The sequence below is a fragment of the Burkholderia plantarii genome (assembly GCF_001411805.1).
Classification (GTDB): Bacteria; Pseudomonadota; Gammaproteobacteria; order Burkholderiales; family Burkholderiaceae; genus Burkholderia; species Burkholderia plantarii.
The window spans coordinates 239,487-258,558 of record NZ_CP007213.1; the positions used below are offsets into that span (position 1 = coordinate 239,487).

Consider the following 19,072-nt stretch of genomic DNA (forward strand, 5'->3'; position numbering starts at 1 on the left):
CAACACTCCTTAAGGATTGCGGTCGAAAGGCGGCTTGGCGGAGACAAGCTTCGGTCCATAAGATCGACGATGCGCCCATGACGCCTCGCCATGTAGTCACAGGCCTTCATATTTCTTCAGCTAGCGGGAAAACGAATCAGCGACGCAAGGATTCGATGCTTGCGTTCGAAGCAGGCCGCCGAAAGAAGTACAGGCTGGAGCTCACTCTAGCGGACGACCTATCATTCAGAAAGTTAATTGTGGTAAAGCACCAGACTCGAACGACCCTGTTGCGACATCCGACTTGCGCCTACCGAGGGTCGAAGCGCCAACCTCGAACATCAGCTACATCGACGACGTGCAATGCACTCCGGCCCATGGCGGTTGTCGCTCAGCGCATGAGCCACTCAAGTATTGGCTTTCGACTTTACCCCCGGACACGACGCTCGAACGCATGGTTCATGTTGCCAAGATGCGCTGGCGTATCGAGCGGGACTATCAGGATCTCAAGCAGGAATTCGGCCTGGGACACTTCGAAGGGCGCGGTTGGCGTGGATTCCATCACCACGCATCGTTGTGTATTGCTGCCTACGGGTTTCTTGTTGCTCAACGCCTCGTTCAAGGCGACAGTAAAAAAAACTCCGCGATCCGCGACCCATTTGCCTTACCCTCGGATTGCGTGCCACGCGGGTCCCCAGTGCGCGCAACGCCACGTGGCTGATTTCATCACCACGCTGCGCTGGCGTATCGCTGCATACATCGCGCGCCGGCTACCGCGATGTCCGTTTTGTTCAGTGTTCAAGAGTGATTTATTGACACAGTAAGACTAGAAGAGACTGCTGCGCTGCCTTGCCGCGCGTCGCGGGACCCAAGCCATATCCGATATCCCAGTCGACCGAGTTGTCGCGCAGTTTCATAGCCGAACTTCCGCCTCGCGTGAGCGATACATCCGATTTCGGTGATGCCCAGCTCGAATCCGGCTTTGTACGCGCTGTAGTCGTCGCACACCAGCTTGCCGCGCCACTTGCCGAGGAACGCGCGAGCCTTTTCGCCAGCACGGCTGTCGGCAAACTCATAGATCACCGCAGGCGATAGTGCAACGCGACCGCTGCGATCGACACGTTCGGCTGCATCGCAGCGCGTATGACCTTCTCTTTGAACTCGCGGCTATGCCGACGTCGGTGCATCGGCTCGATCTGTTCCAATGCCTCAGCTTCGTTTCCGTCCATGGTGTACACGTGTCCACTAAAAATGAAGTGGACACGATCCTCCCGGTCGGGAAGCGGACGGACAAGATGACTTCACCGGGCGCTTACAAGCGAGCGCACCGCCAACGCAAAGTAACGCGCGGTTGCCTCGCGCATTTGACGCTGTGCATCGTCAGTAACATATGACACGCTGAGTGAAGACCGCCGGTAGCTTTCTCGCGTCTCTTAAATTCGTTGCAATTCCGACGGCCTCTAACCAGGCTGGATCCTTGCCTCGTGGAGGCAGCGTGGATTGCGAGGCTCCATGCGCAAAGATGGCAACCGTCGGCGCGGTCAGGATGACATTGTCACGGCTCGATCCATGTGATTGTGTGCCCCGGTAAGTTCGACAGTTCCACGCCAAATTATGATGGCCCGCCGCGTAGCCTGACAGCAGCTTCCATGAGTTTGGACACGAGCTTGGTATCAGTGTCACCCGAGGCCCATTCGATCGCCTCACGAAGGCCCTCACTACTGCTGAGAAGCTGGCAACGCCATGATTCAGGCTCGTCCCAGGGTTGTTCATTCCCTGGCCGTCGGATGAACTCAGATATCAGCCGCGCATGTATGGTGCGCGCGCGCCTGCAATCTTCCGACGCTTCCTTCAGCCGCGCTCGCGCAAAGAACCGTTCAGCGGCAAGGATACGATACGTGACAGACCCGCCGGTGATGTCGACCCACACCAGAGACTTGGAGATGAGATTGCTAAGCGCCATGAATGTCCGATGTGGGTCCCACCCAAGCGGATCGGTCATAGCAACAGCGTCTTCAAGCGAAAAACTGCCGCAGAAAACTGAAAGCGCTCTGAACAGTGCGGCTTCGTCCGACAACAATCGGCCGTATCCAAAATCTGTTTTTCCGGACATCAGGCATTGCGGGTCGTCCGGCTCTCCCGGCTGCGGGCCATGAAGGACACGCCTCGTCACAATGTCCAGCATTTCAACAAACGAAAAGTGAAACAGCAGGTTAGACAGGGCGCTCATTATCGAGCGGGGCCTGCCGTCGGTAATCTGCGTCAGGCCAATGATCGCTGGGAGGTCTTCGTCTGCCAGTTCATAGCCAGCCAGGTCGTGAGCTCGCTCAGCAAGCATAAGCACAGCTGGGTATCGAAGCGCTTCTTTCCTGGAAAGTCTCATTCTTTCCTGCTCGCCCGGGTACGGAAGCAACCCGATCCGGTGGACGCATTCTCCCGGTACACGCAGCGGTTCAAGACTGATTGCAAGGATTCTCGACCGGCTCGAAGAAGCAGCGAGGCGGGACATGAAAAGTCGCAAGGAAACGGTCACGCGCTCACAATGGTCCAGTACTAACAGCGCCTCCCGATGCTGCAGATAGTCTAGCAACGGTGCAGTCATATCTGCAGAAGATGCCCGAAGGCCCAGCGTCCCCGCGATATAATTCGCTGCGTCGCTTAGCTCAGCCATCATCGAAAAGTCGACAACCCATGAGCCCCCGCTGAATTTTGCTCCTACCGCCGCGGCTGCCGCTCGTGCAACGGAGGCTTTGCCGACCCCAACCGGTCCGACAAGCGTGACGACACGTTCGCAGTCAAGCGCACGCTTCACGCCCTGTATCTCGCTGTCACGTCCAACGATCTTCGCGCCGGGCGGAACGTCAGCCCTGTTCAAGCCGACCGTGAATTCGCCAGGCTCTCTCTCTCTCGTGATAAGAACCGGCGCCAAGAAACGATAGCCGCGGCCCGTCACCGTAGCGATGTATGTGACTTGAGAGCGGCTCTCTCCAAGAGATCGGCGCAGACTGCTGATGTGAACCTTAAGATTCGATTCGTCGACGAAGGTGCTGGGCCAGGTATGTGAAACCAACTCCTGTTTCGTAATCAGGTCGCCCGCGCGAGAGACAAGCAAATGAAGGATCGCCGCCGCGCGAGAGCCGATTCGAACTTGTTTCTGATCTTTCAGGAGCAACTGGCGATCGGGCAGAAACACGAAAGGTCCAAATACGAAAGATCCCTCATCGACAGTTTGCGATTGCATGTCGTTCACCAAGACAAGACGCCCTCATTTCGCTTTGCGTGCACGGAAATCATCCAAGCCGGAGGCCTGCCCAAGAGCGTCAGCAACCCGACGAGTCACCGATCCGCCGGGCCTGACAGAATCCTTACGGATGCAGGCGAGGCTGGATCGGCCCGCTCGGCAAGTAGATAAGGGAGACGGCGCTCATTCTACCTGTAACCCTGTCGGCGGCTAAAAATCGTCACGAGTGGTGTATGCGGGTCGGTTGGCATGATCAGGCGGCCAGCGCTTGAGGAGCCGGTGTGCTCTCTATCACCGGAGTGCCGTCCTTGAAGTGTAGAAGTCGCAACCCGATCCGACAGTTACCCGTTCCGACAGTGCGTGACTGTCAGATCAGATTCAGGTGGCTCACTTTCACGGGGGCCAACCGCCACGATTCGATGGCATTCGAGTCCACGCTCGATGCCATTCCTGCGGTACCCGGGCTGAACGGTCCGCCACGCAAGCGCCCGAGCAAACTGCACGTTGACAAAGGGTATGACTTCGGGCGTTGCCGACGTTCTCTGAGACAGCGCGGCATCAAGGCTCGTATCGCACGCCGCGGTATCGAAAGCAGCGAACGGCTGGGGAGGCATCGTTGGGTCGTCGAGCGCACGCATGCCTGGTTCGCCGGATTCGGCAAGCTTCGAATTCGCTTCGAACGACGCCTCGATATTCATACCGCTCTGCTTGTCCTGGCTGCCGCCGTCATCTGCTCCAGATTCGTGGATGACTTGTGTTGGCGACACTAATACCACAGCCGTAGATAGAACGAAGAGGGAGGTACGCCACCCCGTCGCCGGTAGCGGCATTGCTGTGCGCGATACTGGTGTCTTCGGCGCCATGTGGACCACGCCAGCACGTACTCGACGGAGTATGTGCCTCGCCATAGCAGCCGGCATAGCAGCCTACGTATCTCTTGTACGCTAAGCGGCACCGAACCTTCAGGTGTTTTTTTGCCATGTGCCCTCAGGGCTACGAGCACGGCATGCGCCAGTAGGGATAGCGTGATGTGGCGATACCAGCCATGCCACCGGCGCACCTCGTAGTGGTCAAGCCCACATTCGCCTTGGGTTGCCTCGAAGCCCGTTTCGATTTCCCAGCGCCGACCCGCGACGTTGACCAAGGTTTGCCTTGTCGCCTTGCTGCGCGGCGCGAACACGACGTAATACGCGTGTTCGCGTTTCTCATCGGGGCTGCGCCGTACCAACAGATCATGTCCGAAGCGACGCGCTTCGGCGGTGATCTGCAAACGCCACAGCGGTGTAAGTGCCCAGTCATACAGGCGCTCCCGCTTGGCACCTGCACTCGATGACAGGCGTCGCCACGCCCGTGCCGGCAGGGATTTGGCGATCTGCTCGGCACGTACGTAGTCGGGATCCTGCCACCACAGAGGTTCGTTCTTCGCGACGGCCAGCACGAATGACTGGCCTCGTGATTCGAGCCACAACCTGAGATGACGGTCGCCGCCGTAAGCTTCATCACCCGTAACCCAGCCACACGGCACGCCTGCATCCAGCGCCCGTTCAAGCATGCTGCGCGCGAGTTGCGGCTTCGTTGCAAACTCCGCCGATTCGGGAATGCCCGCTGCCTTGCAGCGCATACGGTCGTCGGTCCACGCCTTGGGCACATACAGCTCGCGATCAATACCCGAAGCGAAGAAAGGCTTCGTGCTTTTGCCACGACGCTGGGTGGTCGAGCGCAGCTTCGGCTCGCTCAATCGCTTTCGCAGGCTGGCGCGTGATTACGAGCGTCTGCCTGAAACGCTGGCCGGCTTGCACTTCGTCGTCTTTGTCTCCTTGATGCTCACTCGCGCGGCCCAGTATTTTTGAAAGTGCATAACACTCTCTAGGATCGTTTCGCACGTAATGCATTGGCCTTGTCCGAGTGCTCCAGCAGCAGCGCGCCGAATGCAAACAGGTAAAGCAGGGCTGCGACGAAAAACGGCAAGCCGAGATAGTGGGCCGGCGCCGCGCTGCGCTGCACGTAATGCAGCATGGCCGCCCCCAGCAAGGGCGCGATCGTGGCCGCAAGCTCCATCAGGCACACCATGGCGCCAAGATATTCACCCTGGCGGCTCGGTCCCGCCTCGATGGACACCAGTGCCCGAAGCGCCGGATCGTTGACGAGAGCCAGGGAGTGCATCGCGATCGCGATCGCCATCATCGTCACCGAGGCGGCGAAGCCGTATGCCATGTAGGCGCCGATAAACAGCAGATAACCAAGCAGCGCCGTGCGCCGCTCGCCGCAGCGGGCCACCACGTGGCGCATCAGGAAGGTCTGGGTGAGCGTGATGCCGAGCCCGAGCGCGCCGAGCGCGATGCCGTTCTCGCGAGAGCCCCAGCCGAAGCGCAACTCATTGCTGAGCACGAAGCAGGCGAGGAAGATCCCGTAGGCCGTCATGCCGAAGCAGGCGGCGATCACGATGCGTCTGAGCGTTGCGTTGTGTCGCAGCAGCTGCATGCTGCCGAGCGGGTTGGCCCGCGATACCGTGAACTGCACGCGCAACTCGGGCGGATGGCTTTCGGGCAGCCACAGCACGGCGCCCAGCACGTTGACGGCCGCCAACACGCTGGTGACGACAAAGGGCACGCTGGCGCCGAAGGTGCCGAGCAGGCCGCCGCAGGCGGGGCCGGCCACCAGCCCGAGCCCGACCATGCCGCCCATCAGCCCGAAACGGGCCGCGCGTCGCTCGGGCGTGGTGATGTCGGCCAGGTAGGCGGTGGCCACCGACGCGCTGGCGGCGGTCGCGCCGGCGCACAGGCGGCCGGCCAGCAGCCAGCCGAAGCCGGGTGCGAACGCCAGCATCAGATTGCTGGCGAGCGCGCCGCCCAGGGCAACCATCATGACGGGGCGCCTGCCCCATGCGTCGCTGGCGGCGCCGAGCAGCGGCGCGAACACGAACTGCATCAGCGAATAGCAGGCCACCAGCACGCCGAGAAACAGCGTGCCGGCCTCGCGCCCGCCCATCACGGCCGATACCTGGTCCGGCAGCACGGGGATCGCGATCCCGAAGCCGAGCGCATCGAGCGCCAGCGTGATCATGATCACCGAGACCGGGGCCATCTCGCGCGCGCCTTGCGCCGGCGCGGCCGGGATGGTGCGCTGCTCGACCGTCATCGCGCACCTCCCGCGTCGAGCGCCGCGCGCAGCGGCGTGGCGACGGCGCCGACCGATTGCTCCATCAGGCAGGAGAAGTGATCGCCCGGCACCGTGACGGCGCGCACCGGCTGCGTCGTGAAATGCTCCCAGCCCCAGCCTTCGGTGTCGCGCGTTTCGGGCAGGTTCATGCCCTCCGGCATCGGCTCGGCCGCCTTGAACAGCAGCACCGGCAACGGCAGCGGCAGCTTCGGCGGGTCGTACCTGGGCCCGAGGTCGGCAGCCGCGCGATACACGTTGAACAGGCCACGGATCGCCCCGCCGTCCGTCTGGGCGTGGATCACGCCATGCCGTTCGAGGCGCGCCTCGATCTCGGCGAGCTGCTGTTCGAGGCTGAGCTCGCGCAACTGCTCGGCGCTCGCGCCGGCCAGGATGTCCGGCTTGCCGGTGTAGTACGCGAAGATGCTGAGGATCACCTCGGTCACCACGCAATCATCGATGCGCGTGGTGGTGGTGTAGGGCGGTGCGGCGGAATCGAACAGCGCGAGCAGGCCGACCTGGTCGCCGGCGGCCAGCAGTTGACGCGCCATTTCATAGGCGACCTTGCCGCCCAGCGAGTGCCCGCCGAGATGATACGGCCCGTTCGCCTGGATCGATTTCATGCAGGCGATGTAGTGCGCCGCCATCTGTTCGACCGAGCCGTGAGGCTCGGCGATGCCATCGAGCCCCAGACATTGCAGCCCGATGAACGGCCGATCCTTGCCGAGCGCCTCGCTGAGCGGCAACAGCTGGGTGACGTTGCCGCCCATCCCGGGCACGCAGAAAAACGGCGGCTTCGATCCGGCGCGATTCAGCGGCACGATGCAGTAGCGGATCGCCGGGTCGTCCGAACGGGCGGGCTCCCTGGCATCCCGCGGCTGGTCCTGGGCGGCCTCGATCGACGCGGCGATGCGCGCGATGGTCGGCATGTCGAGGAACTCGGCGAGCGTGAGGCAGTGGTCGTAGCGTTCACGGATTCGCGAGATCAGCTGGGTGGCGAGCAAGGAGTGGCCGCCGAGCTCGAAGAAATCGTCGTCGGCCGTGAGGGCGTCGACGCCGAGCATGTCGCGCCAGAGCCGCGAGACAAACGCCTCGACCGTCTCGGCACCGCCGTCCTGGCGGCTCTCGCCCGCGCGTGCGCCGCTGTCCGCATGGCGTTGAGCCAGCTCACGCTCGATCAGGCGCTCGATCGAGCCATACTTGCTGACCGTGACCTGTGCCTCGCCGCCGGCGGCGGCCAGCGCGAAGAGCGCGCGGCCCTCCTGATTGGACAGCCCCCGGATCGGGGCCGCGGCGCCCTTGCCGGCCTTCGCGGCCCGCGCGGCGTAGGCCAGCGCCATGCCGGTCTCGGCCCAGGCATCCCAGTTCACCGACACGGCCCGGATGCCGCGCCGGCGCAGGTGGCGGGCGCTGGCGTCGAGGCTGGCATTGGCCGCGCTGTAGTCGGCCTGGCCGAGGCCGCCGAGCACCGAGGCGAGCGAGGAGCACAACAGCACGAAGTCAGGCCTGGTCTCGCCGAGTTGCGCGACCAGGTGCCGGGTGCCGTCGACCTTGGGGCCGAGCACGCGGCGCCATGCTTGCGGCGTGCCGCTTCCGAGCAGGCCGCTGGCTTCCAGCCCGGCCGAGTGGGCAATCCCGTTGATCTCGCCGAAACGGGCACGTACCGCGGAGAACGCCTGTGCGCTCTGCTGCGCGTCGCCGATGTCGGCCTGCAGCACCAGCACCTCGGCACCGGCCTGTTCGAGCGCGGCCACGCGCTGGCGCCGCGCATCCGTGCGGGTGTCGGTGGCGTGGCGGCCATCGAGGCCCGAGCGGCTGACGAGGCCGAGCTTCACCCCCCGTCCCGCCGTGGCGAGATGGTGGGCAATCTCGTAGCCGATCCCGTCCAGGCCCCCGGTGATCAGGTAGGTGCCGCCGTCGCGCACCGCCAGGCTTTCGCCCTCGCTCTCGATCGGCACATAGCGGAGCGTCTGACGACGCCCGGCCGCGAAGGCGAGGGTGCTCGCCGCGGCCTGCTCGCGCGGCACGGTGGCATGCGCGAGTTCGTCGGCTAGGGCCGTGAGCGTGGCGTCGCTGTCGTCGTCCCGATCCAGGTGGCGCACCAGCAGCTTCGGGAATTCCCAGTTGACGGCCTGCAACAGCCCGGCCATGGTGGCGGCGCCGTCGTCGGCGGCCTGCGCCGTGCGCCAGCCGCGCGTGACGAGCGTGAGCGTGGTCGCGAGGTGGCGCGCGCCGAGTGCCTGGACCAGCAGCGCCAGCCGTTCGAAGGCGTCGAGCGGATCGGCGGCCGACCAGCCGTAGACGATCTGCGAGGGCGCGATCGACGCTTGGCCGAGCCACTCGAGCAGACGCCGGTAGTCGTCGGCCGCATTGGCGCGCAGGGTGATGCAAGCGGCATCGGCGTGCGCGAAGCGCTCGCCCGGCACGATCGTGAGGCTGCCTGCCGGCGCGTGGGCCGCGAGTCGCCCGGCCACGGCCGTATCGTCGGCGAACACCAGCCACGGCGCATCGAGCCGCGCGCGCCCGGCGCTCGCCGCTTCGTCGCGCCAGCGCGGCACGCGGCACCAGTCCGCGAGATCGCGGCCGCGGCGCGCATCGGGGCCGCCCGGCAGCCGGCGCAGGCTATAGCCACGGACTTCGGCCAGCACCACGGGGGCGCCGTGATCGCCGTCGGCCGAGAAGATCGTCACGTCGTAGCGGCCCGGCGCGGTCTCGACCACGAAGCTGTAGCACTCGGCGGTGAGCGGCGCGTGGCACCTCAGTTCGCCATAGTGGAACGGGATCGCGCCGGCATCGGGCCGCGTGCAGACGTTCAGGAACGCGGTGGCGAGATCGAGCAGCGCCGGATGCAGGGCATGCTCGCGAAGGTCGCCGGCGAATGCCGAATCCAGGCGCAGTCGCGCCAGGCCGTGCTTCAGGCCCTGCCGCTCGCCGAGCCAGACGGCCTGCGCCGAGTGCCAGCGCGGGCCGTATTCGGCGAAGGCGGTCGCGAAGTGTTGGCGCGCCGCGTCGAGCGCGCCCATCGCGTGGCGGGCACGCAGCTCGGCGGGGCTGTCGATCGCGGCGGCAGGCGCCACCGAGGCGGCCACCGTGCCGGTGGCGTGCGGCAGCCATTCGTCGCCATGGCCATCGCCGCCTTCGTCAGGCTGGCGGCTTTCGAGCGTGAACTCGAGCGTCGCGCCGCGCGTGGCGAAGCGCACGCGCGCCTCGCGGCGGCCGCCGCGCGGCAGCACCAGCGCGGCAGGGAAATAAATGTCCGACAGCGTGAGCTCGGCCACGCCGCGCCAAGCGGCGAACGCGCGCCGTACCAGTTCGAGGCAGCCGGTGCCAGGCAGTACCGCATCGCCCTCGAAGATCCGGTGTTCGTCGAGGAACCAGAGCTGCTCGTGCAGTTCGCAGCGCATCACGCTGCTGCCGTTCGGCCCGTCGCCGCGCGTGAAGACCAGCGCGCCGTCGCGCGCCGCGCCATACATCGAGCCGCCCGCCGGGCGGTCGAGCCAGTGCCGCGTGCGTTCGAAGGGGTAGGTGGGCAACGCGATGCGTTTCGGCTCGTGACCGTCATGCAGGCGTGCCCAGTCGATCGACACGCCCTGGGTCCAGAGCGTGCCGAGACTCTTCAGGAGGACTTCTTGGTCCGTTCTGCGTTCCTGGGGGTGAGGCAGGCTGGTGAGCAGGCGCGCCGGCTCGAGGTCGGCGCGCCGCCGCAGCAGCGAACTCAGCGCGCGGCCGGGGCCGACCTCGATGAGGATCGGCTCGCGCAGGGTCGAGAGCAGGGTCTCGACGCCGCGGTGGAACTGCACCGGCTGGCGCGCGTGGTCGCCCCAGTAGCCGGCGTCGGCGCGGTCCGCCTCGTCGAACCAGCGGCCGCTGCGGTTCGAGATCAAGCGGATGCCGTTGCCCTTGGCCAGCGCCGGGCTGGCCAGGTTGATCGGCGTGATCGCCTGCTCCATCGACGCGCTGTGGAACGCGTGCGAGGTGGCGAGCCGGCGGCAGGCCAGGCCGGTGCGCGCGCAGCTGGCCTCGGCGGCCGCGATCGCGGCCTCGGGACCGGCCAGCACGTAGTATTCGACGCCGTTGACGGCGGCGATCTCGCAACCCGTCGCGAGCAGGTCGTCCAGCGCGGACTCGGGCGCTTCGACCGCCAGCATGGCGCCGGCCGGCTGGCGCTGCATCACGGCCGCTCGGCGCGCGACCAGGGCCAGCGCGTCGTCGAGATCGAGCATTTCCGCCACGCAGGCGCCCACCAGTTCGCCCAGGCTGTGGCCGATCACGGCCTTCGGCACCACGCCGTACTCGCGCAACTGGCAGGCCAGCGCGTAACTGAGCGCGAACAGGGCGGGCTGGGTATAGCGCGTTTCGTTCAATTCGCGGCGCAGCACGGCGTCGTCGGCCGGGCCGAGCACGAAATCGCGGAGGTCGCGATCGAGATGGCGCGCAAAGCCGTCCGCGCAGCGATCGAACGCGTCGCGGAACGCGCCGCCGGCGCGATAAAGATCGGCGCCCATGCCGAGGTACTGGCTGCCTTGTCCGGGGAACAGGAACACCACCGGCGGATTGGCGCGGCGCTGCGCGGCCGTGTTGCGCACCGCGAGCCGCAACGGCTCGACCAGCCGGCCGTTGCCGTCGCTCAACGCGAAGGCGCGATGCCGGTGGGCGCTGCGCCCGGTCTGCATCGTATAGGCGACATCGCGCGGCGCCGCGCCGTGGCCGCTCGCCTCGGCGGTGCTCGCCAGGTACTCGGCGAGCTGCTCGGCCTGCCGCGCGAGCGCCGCCGGGGTTCGGGCCGACAGCGGCACCAGCTGCACTGCGTCGGCGCCGGGATGCCGGCGCGCGTCGCCGGCCGGCGGCGCTTCCTCGACGATCAGGTGCGCATTGGTGCCGCCCACGCCGAACGCGCTGATCCCGGCGCGGCGCGGGCGATCCGCGCGGCGCGGCCAGGCGCGGGCCTGCGTCACCACCGAGAAGGGCGTGCGCTCGAAGCGGATTTCGGGGTTCGGCGTGCTGCAGTTGATGCTCGGCGGCAGCGTGCCGTTCTCCAGCGACAGCACGATCTTGATCAGGCCCGCCATGCCCGCGGCGGCGTCCAGATGGCCAATATTGCCCTTCACCGAGCCGAGCGCGCACGAACCCGCGGGCAGCGGCCCGTCGACGGCCAGCTCGGTGTAGGCGTCGGTCAGCGCGCGCACCTCGATCGGATCGCCGAGCCGCGTGCCGGTGCCGTGCGCCTCGACATAGTCGATCGTATCCGGCGTGACGCGCGCGGCACGCATCGCGTCGCGAATCGCGGCGGCCTGGCCGGCCACGCTCGGTGCCGTGTAGCTGACCTTGTCGGCGCCGTCGTTGTTGATCGCCGAGCCGCGGATCACGGCATGGATCGTGTCGCCGTCGCGCCGCGCGGCGGCCAGCGACTTCAGCAGCACCAGGCCGCCGCCGCTGCCGTTGGTGGTGCCGCCGGCGCTGGCGTCGAACGGGCGGCAGTGGCCGTCGGCCGACATGATGCCGCCCTCGGCATGCAGGTAGCCGATCGTATCCGGGTCGAGCGAGACCGCGCCGGCCAGCGCCATCTCGGTCTCGCCGTTGCGCACGCTCGCGCAGGCCTGGTGGATGGCGACCAGCGACGACGAGCAGGCGGTGCTGATGCTCAAGGCCGGCCCGCGCAGATTCAGCTTGTAGGCGGTGCGGGTGGCCAGGAAATCCTTGTCGTTGCCGAACTGCAGGTGGCTCGAATCGAGGTCGAGGCGGCCGAGGTTGGGCACCACGTTCTGCATCAGGTAGTGGCTGAAGCTGCAGCTCGCGAATACGCCGACCGGGCGCGAGCTGGCGTCGTTGCCGTAGCCGGCGCGTTCGAGCAGCTCGTGCGCCATTTCGAGGAACAGCCGCTGCTGCGGGTCCATCATCTGGGCTTCGCGCGGCGACAGGCCGAAATAGCCGGCGTCGAAATCGGGCGCGCCGTCGAGCGGCGAGACGTGCCGCACGAAATTCGGATTGCGCAGCAGCGCCGGGTCCACGCCCAGCGCGAGACATTCCTCCTCGCTGAGGAAACGCCCGCCCTCGTAGCCGGCGAGCAGCCCGCGCCAGAACGCGGGCAGGTCCGGCGCGCCGGGGAAGCGGCCGACCATGCCGATGATCGCGATGGCGTCATGATCGACCTCGGGCGCGGCCGCGGGTGTCGCCTCGAGTTCGTCCGGCAGCGCGTCGAGCAGCGACTCGGGCGGCAGCAGCGTGTCGATCTGCGCGGCGAGCGCCGCGATGGTCGGATACGCGAAGATGTCGGTCAGCGTGACGGCGGGACCGAATGCCTCGACCAGCTGGGCATGCAGGGCCACCGCGCGCAAGGAGTGGCCGCCCGCGTCGAAGAAGTTCTCGTCGTGCTCGATCGCGTCGCGCTCGAGCAGCTCGCACCACAGCGCGGCGACGCGTTCGGCGGTCGGCACGCGCGGGGCGCGCCGGGCGCCGGCGGCGCGAGGCGCCGGGGCGGCGGGCGTGAAGGGCGCGGCCATGGTGGACGAGCCGCCGGCGGGCGCCGCAACGGCGGCCGTGCCGGCATCATGCGACGGCCTGAGCGCGGCCAGCGCCTTCATGTCGATCTTGCCGGTGCGGCCGAGCGGCATGGCGTCGAGGAAGGTGAGACTGGAGGGCACCATCGCGGGCGGCACCTTGGCACGCAGCGCCGCCAGCAGCTCGGCCTTGCTGCAACTGGCCACCACGTAGGCCACCAGTTCCTTCTGGCCGTGCTGGTCGACGCGGGCCAGGGCCGCGGCCTGGCGAACGCCGGGGATCGCGCTCAGCGCGTCGGCCACGGCGTCGAGTTCGATCCGGTTGCCGCGGATCTTGACCTGCCGGTCGGCGCGGCCGACGAATTCGACGCGCCCGTTGGCAATGCGGCGCACGGTGTCGCCGGTGCGGTAGAGGCGCGCGCCGGGCGCGCCGAACGGATCGGCCACGAAGGTCTGCGCGGTGCGGCCCGGCAGTCCGAGATAGCCATGGCCGATACTGTCGCCGCCCAGGTACAGTTCGCCGGCGTCGCCGGGCGAGACCTCGGCCAGCGTCTCATCGAGCACGTGGAAACGCAGCCCGTCGAGCGGCGCGAGCACCATGGCCGCGTTTTCCTCCCAGTATTCGCACATCGACACGCAGATCGCGCATTCGGTCGGCCCATAACAATTCACCATCCTGCGTCCCGGCGCCCAGCGCCGCGCGGTCTCGGCAGGCGTCGCCTCGCCGGCCATCACGATGGTTTCCAGTTCGGGCAGCGACGCCTGGGGCATCAGGCCGAGCGCCGAGGGCACGATCGCGAGATGCGTGATGCGTTCGCGCGCGAGCCACTCGACCATCGCCGGCCCGGGCAGCAGTTGCATGCGCGAGCCGAACACCACCGTGCCGCCGGCCATCAGCGCGGGCAGCACCTCGGCCAGCACGCCGTCGAAGCTCGGCGCGAAGAACTGCGCGACGCGCGAGGCCGGCGTGGTGCGCATGGCCCGGCGGATGCCGACCGAGGTCGCGACCAGGTTGCGGTGCGAAAGCACGGCGCCCTTCGGTACGCCGGTCGAGCCGGAGGTGTAGATCACGCAGGCGCAGTCGTCGGGGCGCGGCGCGCGCAGGCGCGGCGCGGCCGCCGGCGCGGCGGTGTCGAGCCGGTCGAGGTCGATTACCGGCAGCCCGAGCGTGGCCGCCATCTCGGCGAGCTCGCCCCGGCTGACGACGGCCGCGAGCGCGGCGTCGGTCACGACATGCTGGTTCCAGCCGCGATCGAGCTGGGCCGGGTCCATCGGCACGAAGGCGGCGCCGGCACGCAGGATGCCGAGCATCGCGGTGACCATGTGCGGGTGGCTGCCGGTGAAGATGCCGACCCGCGCGCCGGCTGCGATGCCGAGCCCGGCGAGCCGCTGCGCCAGCGCGGCGGCCAGCGCGTCCATGCCGCGATAGCGGATCGCCATGCCGTCGCGTTCGAGCGCGACGCGCTCGGCATGTTCGGCGATGCCGGGTTCGAGCAGGCTCAGCAGGGTGAGCCCGCTGTCGGCCGGACGCAGCGAGGCGGGTAGCGTGTCGGCGTCGATCGCGAGCGCGTCCCAGTGCATGTCGGGATCGCCGACCACGGCCTGCGCGAGCGCCGCGAAATGCGCGCCGATGCGGGCCAGCTCGTCGCCGTCGCATCCCGGATGACGCGACAGCAGGCGGCACTGCACCGTGCCGCCGAGTTTCTCGACCGACATGTCGAGGTCGAGCTTGGCGTTGTCGGTGTCGATCGCGATACGGCTCGCCTGCAAGGCGGTCAGCCTTGGCGTGGCCGCATCGTCCAGGTCGCAGGTGAAGCTGGTCTGGAAGATCGGGTTGCGGCCCGGGGTGCGCGGCGGGTTCAATGCCTGCACCAGCGTCTCGAACGGCACCTCGGCATGAGCCAGCACCTCGAGGCTGAGCTGGCGAACGCGCTGCAGCAGCGCGCGGAAGTTGGGCAGCTCGTCGAAGCGCACGCGCAGCGGCAAGGTATTGACGAAGAAGCCCATCACGTGTTCGAGCGCCTCGTCATGGCGCGTCGATACCGGAATGCCGGTCACCACGTCGGTCTGCCCGCTTTCGCGTCGCAGCAGCAGCACGTATAGCGCCGTGTAGACCACGAATGGCGTGCAGCCGGCCTCGCGTGCCAGGGTTTCGATCGCCGCGGCGAGGTCGCGGCCGAGCGCGAATCGAGCCGTGCTCGACGCGGCGCGGCCCGCCTGCGCGGCCGCCAGCGCCGGCCGGCCGAGCGTGAGCGGCGCGGGTAATGCCGCCAGCCGTTCGCGCCAGAACGCGATCTGTCGCGCATGGGCGCTGCCGCCGACGAAGGCGCGCTCACGCGCCACGTGGGCCGCGTGACTGCCGCTCAACGGCGCGAGTGCCGGCGCGCGTCCGGCCGCATGCGCGTTGTAGCAGGATTCGAGATCCCGCCAGAACACCGCGAGCGACTGGCCGTCGACGGCGATGTGATGGAAGTTCATGCACAGCACGTGACGGCGCGCGCCAAGCACGAACAGCGTGGCGCGAAACACCGGCCCGGCCGTGAGATCGAACGCGCGCGCGGCTTCGGCGTGAAGCCGGCCGGTCAGTTCGTCGGGATCGATGCCGAACGCCTCGATCGTGTCGAGCGTGGCCGACATCTGCGCATGCAGCACCAGCGACGGTTCGTGGTCGATGCCGCCGCTGGCGTTCGGCAGGTTGCGCACCGACGACGAATAGGTCGTGCGCAGGATCGGGTGGCGCGCCACCACGTCCCGCAGCGCGGCGGCCAGCGCCGCGTGGTTGAGCTCGCCTTCGAGCCGCAGCGCGTCCGGCAGGTTGTAGTCGCTTGCGCCCTGGCGGCTCATCGCCACGAACCACAGGCTGCGCTGGCCGAACGACAGCAGGCTGGGGTCGGCGTTCGCCGCGAGATCGGCGGCAGGGGCGGCACCCTGGGCGGCGTCCGGCGCGGCCTCGAACTTCGCCGCCAGCATCTCCTCGATCGCCAGCGCCGCCAGCTCGGCGATGGTCGGCCGCTCGAACACCACGCTCATGTTCCAGCCGGTGCCGAACGCGCGGTTGATCTGTGAGACGAGCTTCGCGGCCGCCAGTGAATGGCCGCCGCAATGGAAGAAGTTGTCGTGCACGCCGAGCGGTGTGTCGCCGAGCACGGCCTGCCAGAGCGCCAGCATGCGCGTCTCGCCCGCGTTGCGCGGGGCGGTCCGTTCGGCCTGGGCTATCGAGAAATCGGGAATCGGCAGGCGCTTGCGGTCGATCTTGCCGCTCGGGGTGAGCGGCAGTTCGGGCAGCCGTTCGAGCGCCACCGGCACCATGTGCGCCGGCAGGCGGGCGCGCAGATAGTCCAGCAGCGCGACGGCCGACGTCGACGACACCGCGTAGCCGATCAACACCCGATCATCGGAATTGGTGCCATGCGCGATCACGGCGCTTTGCTCGACGTCGGGATGCTCGGCCAGCACGCCCTCGATCTCGCCGAGCTCGACCCGCAAACCGCGGATCTTGACCTGGTTGTCGCGACGGCCGAGGAACTCGATGGTGCCGTCGGCCAGCAAGCGGCAGACGTCGCCGGTCCGGTAGATCCGCATGCTACCCGCGCCGCTGCCCGGCACGAAGCGGCCGGCCTCGTCGAAGCCGCCCTCGATGAACTTCTCGGCGTTCAGCTCCGGGCGGTTCAGATAACCGTTGGCCACCGGCGTGCCGGCGATCAGCAACTCGCCAGGCAGGCCGACCGGCACCAGTTGCAGCAGCGAATCGGCGACATACAGCTCGCAACTGGATAGCGGCCGGCCGATCGGCACCACGCTCAAGGGCGCGAGCGCATGCTCGGCCGGGTCGAACACCGAGCTGTCGATGGCGGCTTCGGTCACGCCATAGGAGCCGAGCACGCGCGCGTGCGGGGCGCACAGGGCCTGGGCCGCCTGCAGTTCGTGGCCGAACCAGACGTCCGCGCCGCACACCAGGGTATCGAAGCTGTCGAGCCGCTTGCCGGCCTCGTTGCAATGGCGAATCAACTGGCGCAGCACGACCGGCGGGAAATCGGCGAAGGTCACGCGTTCGGTCTCGATCAGGCGATGCAGGGTCTCGGCTTCGAGCAGCCACTCGCGCGGGCACATCACGAGCCGCCCGCCGACGGCGAGCGCGCGGGCCACGTCGCCGACATACAGATCGAAGGTCGGCCCGGGCAATTGCAGCGATACCAGCTGGCCGCGCTCGCCGAAACGATAGGCGTCGCACCAGCCGAAGAACGAGGCGTGCAGGCTACCGTGGCTGACCTCCACGCCCTTGGGCTTGCCGGTCGAGCCCGAGGTGTAGATCACGTAGGCCGGGTCGTGCGCCTCGATCCGGACCGGCTCGAACACCGGCAGCGGGCCGGCATCGTCGTCGTCGATCAGCAGCACGGGCGGGGCCGGCTGGCCGGCCAGCGCCGGCGCGTCGGCGCGTCGGCTGACGATCAGGGCCGGCTGGCTGTCCGCGAGCTTGTCGGCCACGCGCTGGTCCGACGGCGCGAGTGGCAGGAACACCGCGCCCGCGCGCTCGACCGCGAGGTAGGCGATCACGTTGTCGGGCGAGTAGGACACGAAGGTCGCGACCCGCTGGCCGGGCGTGACGCCTGCCGCGCGGATGCGCGTGGCGAGCCGCTCGATGCGCGCGTCGAGTTCCCGGTAGGTGAGACGCTCGTCGACATGCACCAGCGCCACCACTTCGGGCGTGGCGCGCGCCTGGTCGCGAATGCGCTGTGGCAGCGAGACGAAGGGCACCTCGCCGAGCGGGCGGGCCGGCCTGGCATGGCGGCGAACCTCGGCTAGCTCGTCGGCCGACAGCAGCGCGGACTGCGCGATCGGCGCCTCGGGCGCACGCAGCACGCTCGCCAGCAGCCGCTCGAAATGGCCGACGAAGCGCTCGGCCGTCCCCGCGTCGAACAGGTCGGTATCGTATTCGAGCACGCCGGCGAAGCCGCTCGCGCGCTCCTCCAGCTCGAAGTTGAGATCGTATTTCGAGGTGCCGGTGTCGAGCAGGCTGGCCTCGACCTCGAGGCCGTCGAGCGCGAACGCGTGCAGCGAGCCGCCCACCATGTCGAACATCACCTGGAACAGCGGCGCGTGCGCGAGCGAGCGCGTCGGCCGGGCGCCATCGACGATTTCGTCGAACGACAGGTTGGCGTGGTCGAAGGCGTCGAGCACGGTGTCGCGCGTCTGGGCCAGCAGGGCGCTGAAGCTGGTCGCCGGCTCGAAGCTCAGGCGCAGCGGCAGCAGGTTGGAGTAGAAACCGATGCGCTCCTGGCCGAGCTTCGTGAAGCGGTTCGCGAACGGGCTGCCGATCACGATGTCGCCGGCCGACGAATAACGGTGGAGCAGGGCGCCGAACGCGGCAAGGCCCGCCATGTAGGGCGTCACGCCGGCCTCGCGGGTCAGCTTGCGAAACGGCTCGGCGAGCGCCGGATCGAGCGTGAAGCCTAGGCGCGCGCCCCGGTTGCGCGCCACGCGCGGGCGCGGCCGATCGGTCGGGATCGCGTGCAGGGCGGGCGCATCGTCCAGGCGGGCCCGCCAGTATTCGCGCTGGTAGGCGATCTCCGCCTCGTCGGGCGTCTCGTCTTCCAGCTGGTAGTCGAGCGGCGCGAATTCCGGTGCCTGGCCGAGACGGTACGCGTTGTAGGCGGTGGCCAGGTCGTCGAGAAGGATCCTCAGCGACCAGCTGTCGAAGACGACGTGGTGCACGTTCATCAGCAGCACGTGATGGACATCGTCGACCCGCATCAGCAGCGAGCGCATCGGCGCCTCGGTGCGCAGGTCGAAGGCATGCGTGGATTCGCGCTCGATCTGCTGGTCGATCGCCTGCTCGACGCCTTGCGCCGGCGTGGCCGCGAGATCCAGCCGACGCAGGGCAGGGCTGGCGTGCCCGGTCTCGATCACGAACTGCTCGCCCTCGCCGCGGAAGCGGGCACGCAGCGGGGGATGGCGCTGCGGCAGCGTCGCCAGGGCGCGTTCCAGCGCGTCGACGTCGAGCCGGCCGCGCAGGCGGATCACGAACGGCACGTTGTAGGTGGCGGAGGCGATGTCGTTGCCGGCCACCAGCCACAGACGCCGTTGCGCGTCGGTCGGCTGCAGGCGGTTGGCATGGGCCGCGCCATCAAGGGCGGTGGCGAAATGATGCTCTTCGAGGTTCATGGAAGTCTGGCGTGTCGGTCGACGGAAAACGGAGCCG

General features: G+C 67.9%; 4 protein-coding genes and 5 pseudogenes. 3 read left to right on the forward strand and 6 right to left on the reverse strand.

Going from position 1 to position 19,072, the window contains the following annotated elements:
• Positions 1–379 precede the first annotated feature (379 nt).
• A pseudogene (locus bpln_RS34175) lies at positions 380–787 on the forward strand (transposase); the annotation flags it as partial.
• Positions 788–900: 113 nt separating this feature from the next.
• Here bpln_RS34175 and bpln_RS34180 read toward each other — a convergent pair.
• From bpln_RS34180 to bpln_RS34190, 3 genes and pseudogenes are all read right to left on the reverse strand, one after another.
• Positions 901–1,065: pseudogene (locus bpln_RS34180) on the reverse strand (IS66 family transposase); the annotation flags it as partial.
• A complete protein-coding gene (locus bpln_RS34185; RefSeq protein WP_244132047.1) occupies positions 1,059–1,208 on the reverse strand; it encodes a hypothetical protein in 150 nt (49 codons plus the stop codon). The pseudogene bpln_RS34180 and the gene bpln_RS34185, both read right to left, overlap by 7 nt.
• Positions 1,209–1,591: 383 nt before the next feature.
• Positions 1,592–3,220, reverse strand: coding sequence for an ATP-binding protein (locus bpln_RS34190; RefSeq protein WP_148654087.1), 1,629 nt, complete (start codon positions 3,218–3,220; stop codon positions 1,592–1,594).
• 386 nt (positions 3,221–3,606) lie between these two features.
• On the opposite strand from bpln_RS34190, the pseudogene bpln_RS18770 reads away from it, so the two are divergent.
• Positions 3,607–3,990, forward strand: a pseudogene (locus tag bpln_RS18770) (transposase); the annotation flags it as partial.
• A gap of 200 nt (positions 3,991–4,190) precedes the next feature.
• Here the strand turns inward: bpln_RS18770 and bpln_RS18775 are convergent.
• Positions 4,191–4,886 (reverse strand): annotated as a pseudogene (locus tag bpln_RS18775) (IS701 family transposase); the annotation flags it as partial.
• 1 nt (position 4,887) lies between these two features.
• Between bpln_RS18775 and bpln_RS34195 the strand changes: the two are divergent.
• A pseudogene (locus bpln_RS34195) lies at positions 4,888–5,070 on the forward strand (transposase); the annotation flags it as partial.
• A 16-nt stretch (positions 5,071–5,086) separates the two neighbouring features.
• On the opposite strand, the gene bpln_RS18780 reads toward bpln_RS34195, so the two are convergent.
• Both bpln_RS18780 and bpln_RS18785 read right to left on the reverse strand, forming a co-directional pair.
• Positions 5,087–6,358 carry an MFS transporter gene (locus bpln_RS18780; protein ID WP_055139666.1) on the reverse strand — a complete coding sequence of 424 codons (1,272 nt, stop codon included), beginning with the start codon at positions 6,356–6,358 and terminating at the stop codon, positions 5,087–5,089.
• Positions 6,355–19,035, reverse strand: a complete 12,681-nt coding sequence (locus tag bpln_RS18785; protein ID WP_055139667.1) for a hybrid non-ribosomal peptide synthetase/type I polyketide synthase — start codon at positions 19,033–19,035, stop codon at positions 6,355–6,357. The genes bpln_RS18780 and bpln_RS18785 overlap by 4 nt, the downstream gene beginning before the upstream one ends.
• Positions 19,036–19,072: the final 37 nt, after the last annotated feature.